Here is a 14,904-nt window from a genome sequence, read left to right as displayed (position 1 = left end):
GCTCAGCCGAGCTTGCGGATGACGCGGTCGAGCGTCTCGGCGAGGCCCGCATCGGGTGCGGCGCCCGGCGGGAGCGCGCCCGTGGCGGACAGGCGCGCCCACCGCATTCCGACGTAGCGCATGACGCCGGCCAGCATGTGGGTGATGAGCTCGGCCTGCTCCTCGAGCTCCTCGGGGCTCTCGGCGGAGCCGGCGGCATCCGCCCCGTCGGCAGCCCGGCGACGCAGTCGGAGTGCGATGATCTCGCGGAGCTCGCCCTCGATGGCGCCGAGGCGCTCCATCTGTCGCAGGAGCAGCGCCGGGTGGGCGGACACGGCGCGGATGCGATCGGAGAAGAGCTTCGGGTCGACCGGGAGGTGCTCGGGCGCGACCCGGATGAGCCCCACCGCCTCCGCGAGCAGCGGCCCGTCGGAGACGATGAACTCCCGGGCCGCCCGCTCGTCGATGGTGGGCAGCTCGGGGCCGAGCAGCGCGGCATCCTTCGTCTTGAAGTGGTTGAAGAACGTGCGCTGGCTGACCCCGGCCGCCTCGCAGATCATGTCGACCGTCACCTGGTCGAAGCCGTGCTGCAGCACGAGCTCGACGGCGGCGCGCTCGATCGCGACGGTCGTCTCGGCCGCGTTGCGGCGGCGCGAGGCCGCGGGCCGGTCGGATGCGGTCGACATGGTCTGCGCTCCTTCTCTCACTCGTACCGTAGCGACTCGATGGGGTCCTGGCGGGCTGCGCGCCGTGCGGGCAGCACACCCGAGAGGAATGCGACGAGCATGATCACGAGGATCACCACAGCGACGCTCACCGGATCGAAGAGCAGCAGGGTGAGCCCGGGCAGGTCGGCGAGGGGACCGGCGGCGGCCACCGACGAGATCGCGGAGCCCAGCCCGATCGCCGCGAGCGCACCGAGGCCCGCGCCGAGGAAGCCGATGACGACCGCCTCGAGGCTGAAGAGGCCGAACACCCTGCCGTTCGACATGCCCATGGCCTTCATGAGCCCGATCTCGCGGGTGCGCTCCTGCACGCTCATGAGGAGGGTGTTCACGATGCCGAAGGATGCCGCGACGAGGGCGACGATCGAGAAGGCCGTGAGCACGCCGATGATGCCGTTGATGACCGTCTGGATGACCCCGAGCTGGTCCTCGACGGTCTGGCCGGCGAGGTCGGCGTCGGCGAGACCGGCCTTCACCACGGTGACGTCGGCGTCGGTCACCGCGCCGTCGGCGCCCGAGCCGGTGAGGTACGCGACCGCGATGGCATAGGCGTCAGGCTGGCCCGGTACCGCCTGCGCGTCGGCGATCTCGGCCGTGAGCTGCTGGTTGGCGCCGGCACCCGAGGCGAGCAGGCTCGCGCGGGCCACGCCCACGATGGTGGCCTCGGCGACCTGCTCGGTGCGGTCGGCCGCGGTGTAGCCGAGCTCGACGGACTGCCCGATCGCCTCGTCGGCGCTGGCGAACCCGAGCGCGTCGAGGTAGTCCTCGGGGAGGATGAGCTGCGCCTCGTCGGCCTGCTGGTCGAGCTGCTCGCCGGCGGCGAGGTCGCTGCGGCCGATCGACGACGTCGGGTTCACGGAGAGCTCGAACTTCGCCGGGTCGTCGGAGCCCGGCGCGGCGATCCAGTCGACGGAGACCTGGCGGATGGGGTCGACCCGGTCGACCCCGTCGATCGCGGCGATCGCGGCGAGGTCGTCGTCGTTCAGCAGCGTGCCCGCGCCGAGCGGGTTCGCCTGGCTCGACTGCTGGCGCCCGTTCGGGTCGTACTCGTTCGGGCCCTCGGTGGTGTCGGTCGACGCGGCCGGCGAGACGAGCAGCACGTCGCCCGTGCTGAGCGACGACACCTGCTTGGTCACGTAATCGCTCACGCCGGCACCGAGCGCGGTCGTGAGCGTGAGGGTGAAGGCGCCGACGAACAGCGAGAGCACCGTGAGGGTGGTGCGCAGCTTGCTGCGGAAGGCGTTGCGCGTGGCACTGCGCACGATGTCGGTGGTCCTCATCGGTCCGCTCCGTCCGTGACGACGGATGGCGCGGCATCCGCTCGGCCGACGAGCAGCCCGTCGGCGATGGTGATGCGCCGGTCGCAGCGCTCGGCGAGCTCCTCGTCATGGGTGACGACGACGAGGGTGATGCCCCGATCGCGCTGCAGGCCGAACAGGATGTCCTCCACCTGGTGCCCGGTGACGGTGTCGAGGTTGCCCGTGGGCTCGTCGGCGAAGATGACGTCGGGTTCGTTCACGAGTGCCCGGGCGATGACGACCCGCTGCTTCTGACCGCCCGAGAGGTCGGTGGCCTTGTTGCCCGCCTTGTCGGCGAGGCCGAGCAGGTCGAGCGTCGCGAGCGCACGGCGCTTGCGCTCACGCGGCGGGACGCCGGCGATCATGAGCGGCAGGCTCACGTTCTCGAGCACGGTCTGGCCCGCGGTGAGGAAGAACTGCTGGAACACGAAGCCGAACCGCTGGTTCCGCAGGGTGTTGATCTCACGGGCGGCAGCGCGGCTCACGTCGCCGCCGTCGACCTCGATGCGACCGGCGTCGGGGCGGTCGAGGAGCGCGAGCAGGTGCATGAGCGTGGACTTCCCCGAGCCGCTCCGGCCGACGATCGCGAGTGACTCCCCGCGCCGCACGTCGAGGGTGACGCCCTTGAGGGCGTCGAATCGGGCCTGGCCCTTGCCGTAGCTGCGGGTGAGGTCGACGGCGCGCAGGACCGGGGCGGACCCGGGCGGCGCCGTCAGGAGGGGGATGGTCATCGCGTTGCCCTTTCAGTCGATGCATGTCATAAGTGCAGTTACTGCACAATAGGATGCAGTTGCTGAATGAGTGCCGTGAATCTGGGAGAATCGCTGGGTGACCCACAAGTTCCGACCCCTGCACGACGCCGCCATCCGCGGCTTCGCCTCCGACAACTACTCCGGCGTGCACCCCGAGGTGCTCGCCGCGATCGCCGCGGCCAACGACGGACACCAGGTCGCCTACGGCGACGACGTCTACACCGAGCACCTGCAGCAGGTGTTCGCACGGCACTTCGGCGCGGGTGCGGAGGCGTTCCCCGTCTTCAACGGCACGGGGGCGAACGTCACCGCGCTGCAGTCGATGCTGCCGCGCTGGGGCGCCGTCATCGCCGCCGGCACCGCGCACATCAACGTCGACGAGGGCGGAGCGCCCGAGCGCGTCGGCGGGATCAAGATCCTCACCGTGCCCACCGACGACGGCAAGCTCACCCCCGAGCTCGTCGACCGCGAGGCCTGGGGCTGGGGCGACGAGCACCGCGCGCAGCCGCTCGTCGTCTCGATCACGCAGACCACCGAGCTCGGCACCGCGTACACCGTCGAGGAGATCCGCGCCCTCGCCGACCACGCGCACGAGCGCGGCATGAAGCTGCACATGGACGGCGCGCGCATCTCGAACGCGGCGGCGTCGCTCGGCCTGCCGCTGCGTGCGTTCACCCGCGACGCGGGCGTTGACGTGCTGAGCTTCGGCGGCACCAAGAACGGCGCCATGCTCGGCGAGGCCATCGTGGTGCTGAACCCCGCGGCATCCGACGGGCTCAAGTTCCTGCGCAAGCTCAACATGCAGCTCTCGTCGAAGATGCGCTTCGTGTCGGCACAGCTCATCGCGCTGCTCGACGACGACCTCTACCTGCGCAACGCCTCGCACTCGAACGCGATGGCCCGCCGCCTGCGCGACGCGCTCGACGCGGGCATCGCCGCGGGCGAGCTACCCGGGCTCGCGTTCACGCAGCGGACCCAGTCGAACGGCGTCTTCGCGACGCTGCCCGCGGGCGTCGCCGACCGACTGCGCGACCGCGGCTTCAAGTTCTACGACTGGGATGCCGCCCGCAACGAGGTGCGCTGGATGTGCTCGTTCGACACGTCGGAGGCCGACATCGACGCGTTCGTCGAGGGCATCCGCGAGGAGCTCGCGCGCGCGGCTGCCTAGCGGGGCGACGCTCCCGCCGGCTCAGGCGGACGCGTCGGGAGCGGCCGGTGCGGCCGGGATCGCGAGCTCGTCGGCGATCCGGTGCGCCCAATCGTCGATCGCCTTCCAGTCGCGGAAGTCCCCCGAGGGCATCACGTCGTGGATCGCCGGCATCCACGCGACGATCCGATCGACGCCGCGCACCTGCTCGGGATCGAACGCGCCGAAGAAGACCTGCATGCCGCGCGGGCCGACGAGGTCGTCGAACTCGGCGAACTGCTTCGGCTCGGCCCCGGCGAGCACGTCGTTGCCGTCCTTGTCGACCGTGTCGGTGCCGAGCGGCCCGCTGCTGAACAGCCACACCGGGCGTTCGGCGAGCAGTTCCGCATTGCGCCGCACGAACTTCCGCGCGTCCTTGCGCCAGTTGAACATGTACGCCGCGGAGCCGACGACGAACGCGTCGTACCCCGACGGGTCCCGCACGTCCTTGCATCGCGCGACGACGACGTCGAGGCCGGGCCGTCGCATCGCCGACCCGATTCGTTCGGCGATCCCCTTCGTCGCTCCGTACTTGCTCGAGTACGCCACCAGCACCTTCATCACGATCCCCTCCGCCCGAGCGCGGCGCACGGGCGACGACGCCTCGAACGCTATGCCCCTCGCGGCCCGGCCATCGAGGCGAAGGTCCCCCGGCGTCGTCGACGCCCATCGCGGGCTCCGTTCCTGCGAATATGCGATTGCATGGAATAGCGGAGGCCCCAGCATCCGTTGAGTCATCTGGGCCGATGGAGTCCCGACATCCGCTCACTGGAAGTCAGGAATCATCATGACCCTCATCACCGACCTCACCTCGCGCAACGCCGACACCGACGCCCCGCTCATCAGCGCGCTCGTCGAGCGCTGGAGCCCGCGCGCCTTCGACCCCACGGCCGAGATCGGCGCCGACACCCTGCGCACCGTGCTCGAGGCCGCCCGGTGGGCGCCGTCGGCGAACAACGTGCAGCCCTGGCGGTTCATCGTCGCCCGCCGCGGCACCCCCGAGTTCACGACCGTGCACGACGCGCTCCTCGGCTTCAACCAGGCCTGGGCCGACTCGGCCGCCGTGCTCATCGTGAACGTCGCCGAGGTCGCCGACGAGCAGGGGACGCCCCGCCGCTGGGCCCTCTACGACCTGGGACAGGCCGTCGCGCACCTCTCGGTGCAGGCGCAGCACGAGGGCCTGCACACCCACCAGATGGGCGGTTTCGACGTCGCACGCCTGAGCGAGGCGTTCGGGCTCGGCGACGGCCTCGAGCCCGTCTCGATCACCGCACTCGGCAGCCTCGGCGACGTCGACGCGCTCCCCGAGCAGCTGCGCCAGCGCGAGGTCGCGCCCCGCTCGCGCAAGCCGCTCGGCGAGCTCGTGATCACCGCGGCCTGAGCCGGCGTCCGCACGCGGAACGACCCGCCCCCGGTCTCGGCGGCGGGTCGTTCGTCATCGCGTGGACGGATGCCGCGGCATCCGCCGGCCGCTACGGGCGCAGCAGCACCTTGGTGGCCCGGCGCTCGTCCATCGCGGCGTACGCCTCCGCGGCCTCGGCGAGCGGCAGCTCGAGATCGAACACGAGGCCGGGCCTGATCGCCCCCGAGCGCACGTCGGGCAGCAGTTCCTCGATGTAGCCGCGCACCGGTGCGACGCCGCCGTTGACGCCGACGTTGCGGTTGAACAGCGGACGCACCGGCAGCTCGGGGCCGCCGTTCGGCACGCCGACGTAGCCGACCATGCCGCCCGGGCGCGCCGACCGGATCGCCTGGTCCATCGACTCCCTCGTGCCCACGCACTCGAGCACCCGGTCGGCGCCGATACCGCCGGTGAGCTCCTGCACCCGGGCCACGCCCTCGTCGCCGCGTTCCTCGACGATGTGCGTCGCGCCGAACTCGCGGGCGAGGGCCTGGCGCTGCGGATGCCGCGACATCGCGATGATCGTCGTGGCGCCGAGTCGCTTTGCCGCGATGATGGCGCAGAGGCCGACCGCGCCGTCGCCGACCACGGCGACCGTGTCGCCCGGGCCGACGCCCGCGGAGACCGCCGCGTGGTGCCCGGTGCCCATGACGTCGCTCAGCGTGAGGAGCCCGGGGATCTCGTCGTCGGCGACCGGGCCGGGCACGACCGCGAGGGTGCCGTCGGCGAGCGGCACGCGCACGCGCTCGCCCTGCCCGCCGTCGGCGAACCCGCCGAGCCGGTCGTCGCTCCCCCACCAGCTGCCGTTGAGGCACGAGGTGCTCACGCCGTTGGCGCAGTTCACGCACGTGTTGTCGCACACGTAGAACGGGGCGATCACGAAGTCGCCCTCCCGCACGCGGCGCACGTCGGGACCGACGGCCTCGACGACGCCGACGAACTCGTGGCCGATGCGGTGCGGTTCGTTCGTGGGCGTGACCCCGCGGTAGGGCCAGAGGTCGGACCCGCAGACGCAGGCGGCGACGACGCGCACGATCGCGTCGCTCCCGGCGCTGAGGGCCGGGTCCGGCACCTCTTCGACGCGGATGTCACGGGCAGCATGGATGACGGTGGCGAGCATGCGTCCGAGCATACGTGCGCTCGCCACCCCGGCCCGAACGGGGGGTGACCGTCGAGGCACGTCGGGAGTAGCGTGCGGTTCGTCCCATCCGCGAGGATTCCTCAGTTGTGACGTGGCGGGGAGAGAGCGAGCCGGGCGCACAACCCGATCCGGAGGAGCAGCAATGAACCTGAAGACATCCATCACGGCGGTGCTCGCCGCCGCCGCCGCACTCTCCCTCGCGGTCGCCGCACCGGCATCCGCAGCGCGCCCCTACCTCGAGCATTGGAGCGACCACATCGAGCACATCGAGCAGGTCGAGCACGACGACTGGTGCACGCGGGACGTCGTTCCGTTCGACGTGCTGTACACCGAGGACGCCTGGGGCACCTTCCGCTTCCAGCAGCGCGGCGATGGCCTGTACTACGGCGGCAGCACCTTCACGTCGAAGTTCTCGTGGACCAACGTGGAGACCGGTGCGACGTTGTCGGGGATCTCGCACGGCGTCGACAAGGACCTGCACGTGACGGACAACGGTGACGGCAAGATCACGATCGAGGTGCTCCACACCGGCCCGACGACGTACTACGACGACAACGGGGATCGCCTCTTCATCGACACGGGGCGCAACTTCTTCTCCATCGTGATCGACACCAACGGCACCCCGTCCAACCCCGACGACGACAAGTTCGTCGAGTTCCTCGGCGCCGACGTGAAGGGTCACTTCGAGACCGAGAACCGCGACTTCTGCGCCGACATCGTGGAGTTCATCGGCTGAGCGGGCCCCGACCGGGCCCACGCGGCATCCGCCCCGGTGAGATGAGCGGGTGCCGCGGCCGGGCGTGCGGGCTGCACTGCGCCGAGCCGGACCCGCTCTCCACAGCGCGGGCCGATGGGTCCGGAGCGTGTCGGTGGGCTCCGGCAGAATGCACTGGTGACCGGCATGACGACGTTCTGGAAGGCCCTTCCGACCGAGGGGCGGTGGCTGCTGTCGACGGTCGCGATCCAGACGCTCGGGCGCGGCCTCACGCTGCCGTTCACGATCATCTACCTGCACGAGGTGCGGGGGTTCGATCTCGGGATCTCCGGCGCGCTCATGAGCCTCATCGCGATCACCGCGCTGGCGGTCACCGGCCCGGGCGGCACCCTCATCGACCGGTACGGCGCGCGAGCGGTGCTCCTCTTCGGCATCAGCTCGATGATCGCGGGCTGCACGCTGCTCGCCTTCGCGACCCACCCCGGAGTCGCGGCGATCGCGATCGTGCTCATCGGCGTCAACTTCGGCCTCTCGTGGCCGGGATTCAACGCACTCATCGCGACGATCGTCGACGGCGAGCTGCGGCAGCAGTACTTCGGGGTGAACTTCGCCCTCGTCAATCTCGGCATCGGCGTGGGCGGCATCATCGGCGGATTCCTCGTCGACGTGCAGAACCCGGCGACGTTCACGGCGATCTTCCTCGCCGACGCGGCGAGCGGGTTCATCCCCATGGCGCTGCTGCTCGGCCCGCTGCGGCACGTGCGCACGCAGGGAGAACCGGGCACCGACGACGAGGCGGGCGGGAGCTACCGCGAGATCCTGCGCCGGCCGGCGGTGCTGTGGCTGACGCTCGTCACGTTCATCTCGGTGTTCATCGGCTACGGGCAGATGGAGGCGGGCTTCCCGGCGTTCGCGCGGCAGGTCTCGGAGGTGTCGACGCGGGTCGTCGGCCTCTCGTTCGCGGTCAACACCGCCGTGATCGTGCTGCTGCAGTTCGCGGTGCTCAAGCTCATCGCGGGCCGACGCCGCACCCGCGTGATGCAGGTCATGGCGCTCGTGTGGGCCGCATCATGGCTCGTGCTCGGCGCGACCGGCCTGCTGCCCGACTCGGTCGCCGCCGCGATCGGCGTGCTCGCGTTCATGGGCATCTTCGCGTTCGGCGAGACGATGCTCCAGCCGACTGTGCCGGCCATGTACAACGACCTCGCCACCGACCGCAACCGCGGCCGGGTCAACGCCGTGAGCGCGGCGGCGTTCCAGGGCGGCGCGATCACGGGCCCGATCGCCGCGGGCCTGCTGCTCGCGAACGGCTGGGACGCCGCCTACATCATCACGATGCTGGCCGGCTGCGCGAGCGTCCTCGTGCTCGCCCTCGTGCTCGAGCGCCGGGTGCCCGCCTCGGCCAACGGGGTGGCCGAGGCGTCGCAGACCGTGGGCGGATGACGGCTACTCGATGATCTCGGCGTCGATCACGTCGTGGTCGCCGCCCTCTGGCCCGTCGCCCGGCTCCGGGGCGCGCATCACGCTCAGGTGCTCGCCGCTCGGGTCGAGCCCCACCACGACCTGGTCGCCGTCGCGGATCTCGCCCGCGAGCAGGGCCCGTGCGAGCCGATCGGCGACCTCGACCTGCATGAGCCGGCGCAGCGGCCGGGCGCCGTACAGCGGGTCGTAGCCGCGCTCGCTGAGCCACGCGCGTGCGTCGGGGGTGACGCCGAGCTCGAGGCGCCGCTCGTGCAGCCGGGAGCTCAGGCGGTCGATCGAGATGTTCACGATCTCGCCGAGCTCCTCCTGCGTGAGCGTCGCGAACACCACGAGGTCGTCGAGCCGGTTGACGAACTCCGGCTTGAACGACTGGCGCACGGCCGCCATGACGGCCTCCTCCTTCTCGGGCCACGAGAGGGAGGGGTCCATGAGGTACTGCGACCCGAGGTTCGAGGTGAGCACGAGGATGACGTTGCGGAAGTCGACCGTGCGACCCTGGCCGTCGGTGAGGCGGCCGTCGTCGAGCACCTGCAGCAGCACGTCGAACACCTCGGGGTGCGCCTTCTCGACCTCGTCGAGCAGGATCACCGAGTACGGGCGCCGACGTACGGCCTCGGTGAGCTGGCCGCCCTGCTCGTAGCCGATGTAGCCCGGAGGGGCGCCCACGAGACGGGCGACGGTGTGCTTCTCGCCGTACTCCGACATGTCGATGCGCACCATCGCGTGCTCGTCGTCGAAGAGCGTCGCGGCGAGGGCCTTCGCGAGCTCGGTCTTGCCCACGCCCGTCGGGCCCAGGAACAGGAACGAGCCCGTGGGCCGGTCGGGGTCGCTCACGCCCGCACGGGCGCGGCGCACTGCGTCGGCGACGGCGGCGACGGCGCGCCGCTGGCCGATGACGCGCTTGCCGAGTTCCTGCTCGAGGTGCAGCAGCTTCTCGGTCTCGCCCTGCATGAGCCGGCCGACGGGGATGCCGGTCCACTGCGCGATCACCGCGGCGATGTCCTCCTCGGTGACCTGCTCGTTGACCATGCGGGGCTCGTCGGGCGCCTCCTCGGCCCGCTCGGCCGCCTCGAGGTCGCGCTGCAGTCGCGCGATGGTCTCGTACTCGAGACGTGACGCCGTGGCGTAGTCCGCCTCGCGCATGGCGCGGTCGCGCTGCGTGACCGCCTCGTCGAGCTGCTTCTTGAGCTCGCCGACCCGGTTGAGGCTCATCCGCTCGCGCGACCACCGCTCCTCGAGCTGCACGAGCTCGCGCTCGAGGTCGACGAGGGTCTCCTGCAGGGTGACGAGGCGCTCCTTCGAGGCCTCGTCCTTCTCCTTCTTGAGCGCGAGCTCCTCGAGGCGCAACCGGTCGACGCGCCGCTTGAGCTGGTCGATCTCGACCGGGCTCGAGTCGATCTCCATCTTGAGCCGCGACATGGCCTCGTCGATGAGGTCGATCGCCTTGTCGGGCAGCTGGCGCGCCGTGATGTAGCGGTTCGACATGGATGCCGCGGCCACGAGCGCCGCGTCGGTGATCGTCACCCCGTGGTGCGCCTCGTAGCGGCCCTTGAGCCCGCGGAGGATCGCGATCGTGTCCTCGACGCTCGGCTCGCCCACGTAGACCTGCTGGAAGCGGCGCTCGAGTGCGGCATCCTTCTCGATGTACTGGCGGTACTCGTCGAGCGTGGTCGCGCCGATGAGCCGCAGCTCGCCGCGCGCGAGCATGGGCTTGAGCATGTTGGACGCCGCGACGGAGCCCTCGCCGCCGCCGGCTCCCATGAGCAGGTGCAGCTCGTCGACGAAGGTGATGATCTTGCCCTCGGCGTCGTTGATCTCCTTGAGCACGGCCTTGAGCCGCTCCTCGAACTGGCCGCGGTACATGGCACCGGCGACGAGCGCCGAGATGTCGAGTGCCACGAGCTGCTTGTCCTTCAGGGAGTCGGCCACGTCGCCCGCGACGATGCGCTGCGCGAGGCCCTCGACCACGGCGGTCTTGCCGACGCCGGGCTCGCCGATGAGCACGGGGTTGTTCTTGGTGCGACGCGTGAGCACCTGGCTGACCCGGCGGATCTCGGCGTCACGGCCGATCACGGGGTCGAGCTTGCCCTGCTTGGCGATCTCGGTGAGGTTCACGCCGTACTGTTCGAGCGCCGACTTCTGCTCCTCCTGCGTGCTCGGCGCGCCCTGCATGTTGGCCACGGGAATCCCTTCTTCAAACTTGAGTCTACTCCACTCAACTTTCCCGAAGAGGTCGGTATTCCGGCTTCGCCGATCTCGTCGGCGCACCGGCCGCTCCCCCGCCTCACACGCTAGACGGATGCCGCGGCGCTGTCGATGCCGGAAGCGGCCGCTGCGCCCCGCCCATGCTGGGCTCCGGCCCGCGTGTGGCGGGATGTCGCGGGCGCGTGGCGTTCCCGGAGGAATCGGCACGCGGCATCCGGCGTTAGCGTGAGGGGAAGCCGATCGAGGAGGAACCATGCCACTGCAGGGCGAGTACGCGCCGAGTTCGTCGAAGTGGGCGCGCGACCAGGCCGAGACGTACGAGGCGACCGGGGGCGCCGAGGCGAACCTGCTGCGCGGCAAGCCCGTGATCGTGCTCACGACCGTGGGCGCGAAGAGCGGCAAGCTGCGCAAGACCGCGCTCATGCGCGTCGAGCACGAGGGCGAGTACGCCGTCGTCGCGTCGCAGGGCGGCCGCCCCGAGCACCCCGCGTGGTACTTCAACCTCAAGGCGCACCCCCACGTCGAGCTGCAGGACGGCCCGGAGAAGCACGACTACGAGGCCCGCGAGGTCACCGGCGCCGAGAAGGCCGAGTGGTGGAAGCGCGCCACCGAGACCTGGCCCGCCTACGACGACTACCAGGCCAAGACCGACCGGCAGATCCCGCTCTTCGTGCTCACGCGCATCACCACCTGAGTGCCGGGCGCGCGGGCGCGGGCGGGGGCGCGCGGCCGGGGCCGGTGCGCCGGCGGCATCCGCTCAGAGCCAGCGCATCGTGAACGCGCTCGCGAGCACGCCGCGGAAGGGCGGCACCGCGAGCACCCGCACCGCGGCGTTGCGGGCCTTCAGGCGCACGCCGGTGGTCGGTCCGCCCATCGCCATGTTGAAGCCCGCCTGGCGGATGGCGCGCGAGGCCGCGGCGCGCCGCGACTGGTCGTAGGCGGCGAACGCGTCGAACGGCGCGCCCGCGGCGAAGGCGTGGGCGAGCTCGCGGTCCAGTTGCACGGCGTCGAGCCAGCCGAGGTTCATGCCCTGTCCGCCGATGGGGCTCACCTCGTGCGCGGCGTCGCCGACGAGGGCGACCCGCCCCACGGCCATGCGCCGCACCAGGTGCTGGCGCGCCTCGAACGCGGTCGGCGCGCCGGCGGCATCCGTGTCGAACGTGCCCCCGGTTCGCGTCGCCACGATCGTCGCGAGCGACTCGGCCGTGGGCGATTCGAGCGGTCGCCGAACCCACGCCACCCAGCGCCGCTCGCCGCCCGGCAGCGGGAACGACTCGACGACACCGGCCCGCTCGAAGTGCAGCAGCGCGACGTCGGGCTCCCCCGTGTCGTCGCGCGTGTCGCACATCACGTAGTGCGCCCGCCCGCGCCGCGGCAGCCAGCCGGCGTCGATGAGCTCGCGGATGCCGCTGCGCACTCCGTCGGCCCCGACTGCGTAGCGCGCCGCCACCGTCACGGGTCCCTCGGCCGTCGTCGCATCGAGGTCGACGTGCGTGCCCCGGTCGTGGACGCCCCGCACCTCGACTCCGCGGCGGAGCTCCGCGCTGGGCGACTCCCGCAGCCGCGCCTCGAGCAGCGCCTCGGTCTCGCGTTGCGGCAGCGAGCGCACCGCGCCGGTGCGGCGGAACTCGAGGGCGCCGAGCACCCGTCCGTCGCACGTCACCCGGCCGCCGCGGATCGCGACCGCCCGCGCCCGCACCTCGTCGCCGACCCCGGCGGCGTCGAGCGCGCGGAGTCCCGGCGGGTGGATGCCGATCGCGCGTGTGCGTCCGGCGGGTTCGGTGCGGCGCTCGAGCACGACCACGTCGAGTCCGCGCTTCGCGAGGAGGCAGCCGAGCAGGAGGCCGACGGCGCCCGCCCCGACGATCGCGACGTCGTGCATGCGGGGGCCGCCCGCTGCATCCGCACGGCTCGCCGGCTCGGGGCCCGCGGCATCCGCACGCCCCGCCGGCTCGCGCCGCGCCGGCTCACGCGTCGCCATCGTCGCCCCACACGAGCTCGAGCCGTGACGGAAACGCCCGCCGCACCCGCCATCCCGCCGGCACGGCCACGGCGAGCTCGCCGGGGGTGAAGGAGCGGCGGATCGACGTGAGCCCGTCGGCGCGGATGAACGATCCGGCGAGCAGGTTCCACGCGAACGGCAGCGTGCCGAGCCAGAACCCCGCGTAGGCGAACGGGCCTCGGGCGATGTCGCCGTGCACCGCGACCCCGCCGGGCGCGACGAGCCGCTCGGAGTCGGCGAGGAGCGCACCGAGCTCCTCGGGCGAGAGATGGTGCAGCACGTGGTTCGACAGCACCACGTCGAAGCGCTCGCCCGCGTCGGCGAGCTCGCGGCTCATCGCCCGCCGGAACTCGAGCCCCGGCACGGGCGGCTGCGACGCGACCCAGGCCGCCGCCCGCTCGTCGGGGTCGATCGCCACGACCTCGAGCGGGAGGCCGTCGCGACGCGCCCGCGCCAGGAGCGCGCGTGGCAGGTCCGCGCCGCCCGCGCCGACGTCGAGCAGCCGGGTCGTGTGCGCGACCGACAGTCGCGGCCGCACCCAGTCGCGGTACACGGCGGCGGGGTTCGATACGACCGCGTTGACGAGCCGGAAGCGGTCATAGGTGCGGTCGAGGGTCACGGGGTCGGCGGCGGGGTCGTCCATGAGCTCGACCGCGTCGACGTCACGGTGGGCCAGGTCGACCGGCCGTCGGGTCGGCCGCCGGGCCGGCCGCCGGGCCGGCCGCCGAGCCCGACCGCGGTCCACGACGCCGGCGCCTCCCGTCACGCCTGCACGGTCATGAGCGCGGACTCGACGGTGAGCCCCGGGCCGAACGCCATCGCCGCGACGCGGTCGCCGTCGGCGGCGGCATCCGACAGCAGGATGTTGCGCAGCACGAACAGCACCGTCGCGCTCGACATGTTGCCGAAGTCGCGCAGGGTCTCACGGGCGGGCACGAGCTGTGCCTCGGTGAGCGCGAGGCGGGACTCGACCTTGTCGAGGATGCTGCGGCCGCCGGGGTGGATCGCCCAGTGCGCCACCGCGTCGCTCGCGGCATCCGTCGCCAGCGCTTCGGCCAGGTCGGCCTCGGGGGCGAAGAGCGGCTCGAGCGCGCCCGTGATGTGGTCGTCGATGATCGAGGGCACGGCGTTCGAGAGCACCATCTCGAAGCCGTGGTCGCCGATCTTCCACGCCATGTCGCCCTCGCCCACCGGCGTCACGCGCGTCTCGAAGCGGTCGAGCGCGAACGCCCGCTCGCCCGGCTCGAGCGGACGCGCGGTCACGATGCCGGCGCCGGCGCCGTCGGCGAAGAGCGACGACGCCACGATCGTGTCGGGATCGTTCGAGGAGCGCAGGTGCAGCGTGCACAGCTCGACGCTGATCACGAGCACGACCGCGTCGGGGTCGGCCGCGCAGAACTGCGCCGCCTGCCGCAGCGCCGGCATCGACGCGTAGCACCCCATGAAGCCCAGGTGGTAGCGCTGCACGGCCGCGCCCAGGCCGAGGTCGCGCACGACCATGAAGTCGGGCCCGGGCGCGTAGAAGCCCGTGCACGACACGGTGATGACGTGCGTGATGTCGGATGCCTCGATGCCCGGCGTCGCCGCGATCGCCGCCCTGCCCGCCTCGACGTAGAGCGGCGTCGCCTCCTCGGCGTAGATCTCGTTGCGGGCCTTCGTGCCGGGAAGGAGGAGCTCACCGGTCGCCTGGTCGAAGAACACCGGCTCGCCCTCGCGCGCCTCGTACGTGAGCTCCTCGAGCACGGTGTAGCGCCGCTCGATGCCCGACACGTTGAACGAGGTCGCGACGATGCGCTGCGCGAGCCGGTTGAGGCCCGGCTGGGCGGCGAACACGTCGCGCACCTCCTCCTGGATGAGCACGGTCGACGGCACCACCGTCGAGAGCCCCCGGAGCGAGATCGCGGCGCTCATGCCGTTCCCCCGGCTTCGATCGGTCGGAACTGCGGCATGGCGACCCCCCTTTTCTCGCAGACCGACCCGCGAGTTCTCGCAGACTAACCCGCGAGCGTGGCAGGGT

General features: G+C 71.9%; 14 protein-coding genes. 5 read left to right on the top strand and 9 right to left on the bottom strand.

What is annotated here, in order from left to right; translation table 11 throughout:
- Positions 1–2: 2 nt before the first annotated feature.
- Genes EDM22_RS19790 through EDM22_RS04410 form a run of 3 tightly spaced genes read right to left on the bottom strand, consistent with a single transcriptional unit; the run spans position 3 to position 2,733 of the window.
- Positions 3–665 (bottom strand): TetR/AcrR family transcriptional regulator, encoded by a 663-nt coding sequence (locus tag EDM22_RS19790; protein ID WP_212591888.1) that lies wholly within the window; start codon positions 663–665, stop codon positions 3–5.
- Between the two features lie 17 nt (positions 666–682).
- Positions 683–1,984: an ABC transporter permease gene (locus EDM22_RS04415; RefSeq protein WP_122935851.1), complete on the bottom strand. Its 1,302-nt coding sequence runs from the start codon at positions 1,982–1,984 to the stop codon at positions 683–685.
- Positions 1,981–2,733, bottom strand: coding sequence for an ABC transporter ATP-binding protein (locus tag EDM22_RS04410; protein ID WP_122935850.1), 753 nt, complete (start codon positions 2,731–2,733; stop codon positions 1,981–1,983). The genes EDM22_RS04415 and EDM22_RS04410 overlap by 4 nt, the downstream gene beginning before the upstream one ends.
- Before the next feature lie 97 nt (positions 2,734–2,830).
- Between EDM22_RS04410 and EDM22_RS04405 the strand changes: the two genes are divergently transcribed.
- On the top strand, positions 2,831–3,922 hold the full coding sequence (locus EDM22_RS04405) for a threonine aldolase family protein (protein ID WP_245989184.1): 1,092 nt from the start codon (positions 2,831–2,833) through the stop codon (positions 3,920–3,922).
- Between the two features lie 21 nt (positions 3,923–3,943).
- On the opposite strand, the gene EDM22_RS04400 is transcribed toward EDM22_RS04405, so the two are convergent.
- On the bottom strand, positions 3,944–4,501 hold the full coding sequence (locus EDM22_RS04400) for a flavodoxin domain-containing protein (RefSeq protein WP_122935849.1): 558 nt from the start codon (positions 4,499–4,501) through the stop codon (positions 3,944–3,946).
- A 226-nt stretch (positions 4,502–4,727) separates the two neighbouring features.
- Here EDM22_RS04400 and EDM22_RS04395 point away from each other — a divergent pair, with 226 nt between their 5' ends.
- Positions 4,728–5,321 carry a nitroreductase family protein gene (locus tag EDM22_RS04395; RefSeq protein ID WP_122935848.1) on the top strand — a complete coding sequence of 198 codons (594 nt, stop codon included), beginning with the start codon at positions 4,728–4,730 and terminating at the stop codon, positions 5,319–5,321.
- A gap of 91 nt (positions 5,322–5,412) precedes the next feature.
- Here EDM22_RS04395 and EDM22_RS04390 read toward each other — a convergent pair whose 3' ends face one another.
- Positions 5,413–6,462, bottom strand: a complete 1,050-nt coding sequence (locus EDM22_RS04390; RefSeq protein WP_122935933.1) for a zinc-dependent alcohol dehydrogenase family protein — start codon at positions 6,460–6,462, stop codon at positions 5,413–5,415.
- Positions 6,463–6,625: 163 nt separating this feature from the next.
- Between EDM22_RS04390 and EDM22_RS04385 the strand changes: the two genes are divergently transcribed.
- Together EDM22_RS04385 and EDM22_RS04380 are read left to right on the top strand one after the other, a co-directional pair.
- Positions 6,626–7,219 carry a hypothetical protein gene (locus EDM22_RS04385; protein ID WP_122935847.1) on the top strand — a complete coding sequence of 198 codons (594 nt, stop codon included), beginning with the start codon at positions 6,626–6,628 and terminating at the stop codon, positions 7,217–7,219.
- Between the two features lie 165 nt (positions 7,220–7,384).
- Entirely contained in the window at positions 7,385–8,641 is a 1,257-nt protein-coding gene (locus EDM22_RS04380) for an MFS transporter (RefSeq protein WP_245989204.1), read from the top strand.
- 3 nt (positions 8,642–8,644) lie between these two features.
- Here EDM22_RS04380 and EDM22_RS04375 read toward each other — a convergent pair whose 3' ends face one another.
- Complete coding sequence (locus EDM22_RS04375; RefSeq protein ID WP_212591887.1) at positions 8,645–10,861, bottom strand: ATP-dependent Clp protease ATP-binding subunit; 2,217 nt, start codon at positions 10,859–10,861, stop codon at positions 8,645–8,647.
- Positions 10,862–11,138: 277 nt separating this feature from the next.
- Between EDM22_RS04375 and EDM22_RS04370 the strand changes: the two genes are divergently transcribed.
- A complete protein-coding gene (locus tag EDM22_RS04370) occupies positions 11,139–11,579 on the top strand; it encodes a nitroreductase family deazaflavin-dependent oxidoreductase (protein ID WP_122935845.1) in 441 nt (146 codons plus the stop codon).
- Positions 11,580–11,642: 63 nt separating this feature from the next.
- Here EDM22_RS04370 and EDM22_RS04365 read toward each other — a convergent pair whose 3' ends face one another.
- Genes EDM22_RS04365 through EDM22_RS04355 form a run of 3 tightly spaced genes read right to left on the bottom strand, consistent with a single transcriptional unit; the run spans position 11,643 to position 14,798 of the window.
- Positions 11,643–12,866 (bottom strand): FAD-dependent oxidoreductase, encoded by a 1,224-nt coding sequence (locus EDM22_RS04365; RefSeq protein ID WP_122935844.1) that lies wholly within the window; start codon positions 12,864–12,866, stop codon positions 11,643–11,645.
- Entirely contained in the window at positions 12,853–13,653 is an 801-nt protein-coding gene (locus EDM22_RS04360) for a methyltransferase domain-containing protein (protein WP_245989182.1), read from the bottom strand. The genes EDM22_RS04365 and EDM22_RS04360 overlap by 14 nt, the downstream gene beginning before the upstream one ends.
- Positions 13,650–14,798, bottom strand: coding sequence for a type III polyketide synthase (locus EDM22_RS04355; RefSeq protein ID WP_122935843.1), 1,149 nt, complete (start codon positions 14,796–14,798; stop codon positions 13,650–13,652). Before EDM22_RS04355 ends, EDM22_RS04360 begins: the two co-directional genes overlap by 4 nt.
- Between the last annotated feature and the right edge of the window lie 106 nt (positions 14,799–14,904).

Source organism: Agromyces tardus (assembly GCF_003710805.1).
In the GTDB taxonomy this organism is placed as follows: domain Bacteria; phylum Actinomycetota; class Actinomycetes; order Actinomycetales; family Microbacteriaceae; genus Agromyces; species Agromyces tardus.
Note: the sequence above shows the minus strand (reverse complement) of the source record. Positions and strands in the feature narration are given on the sequence as shown.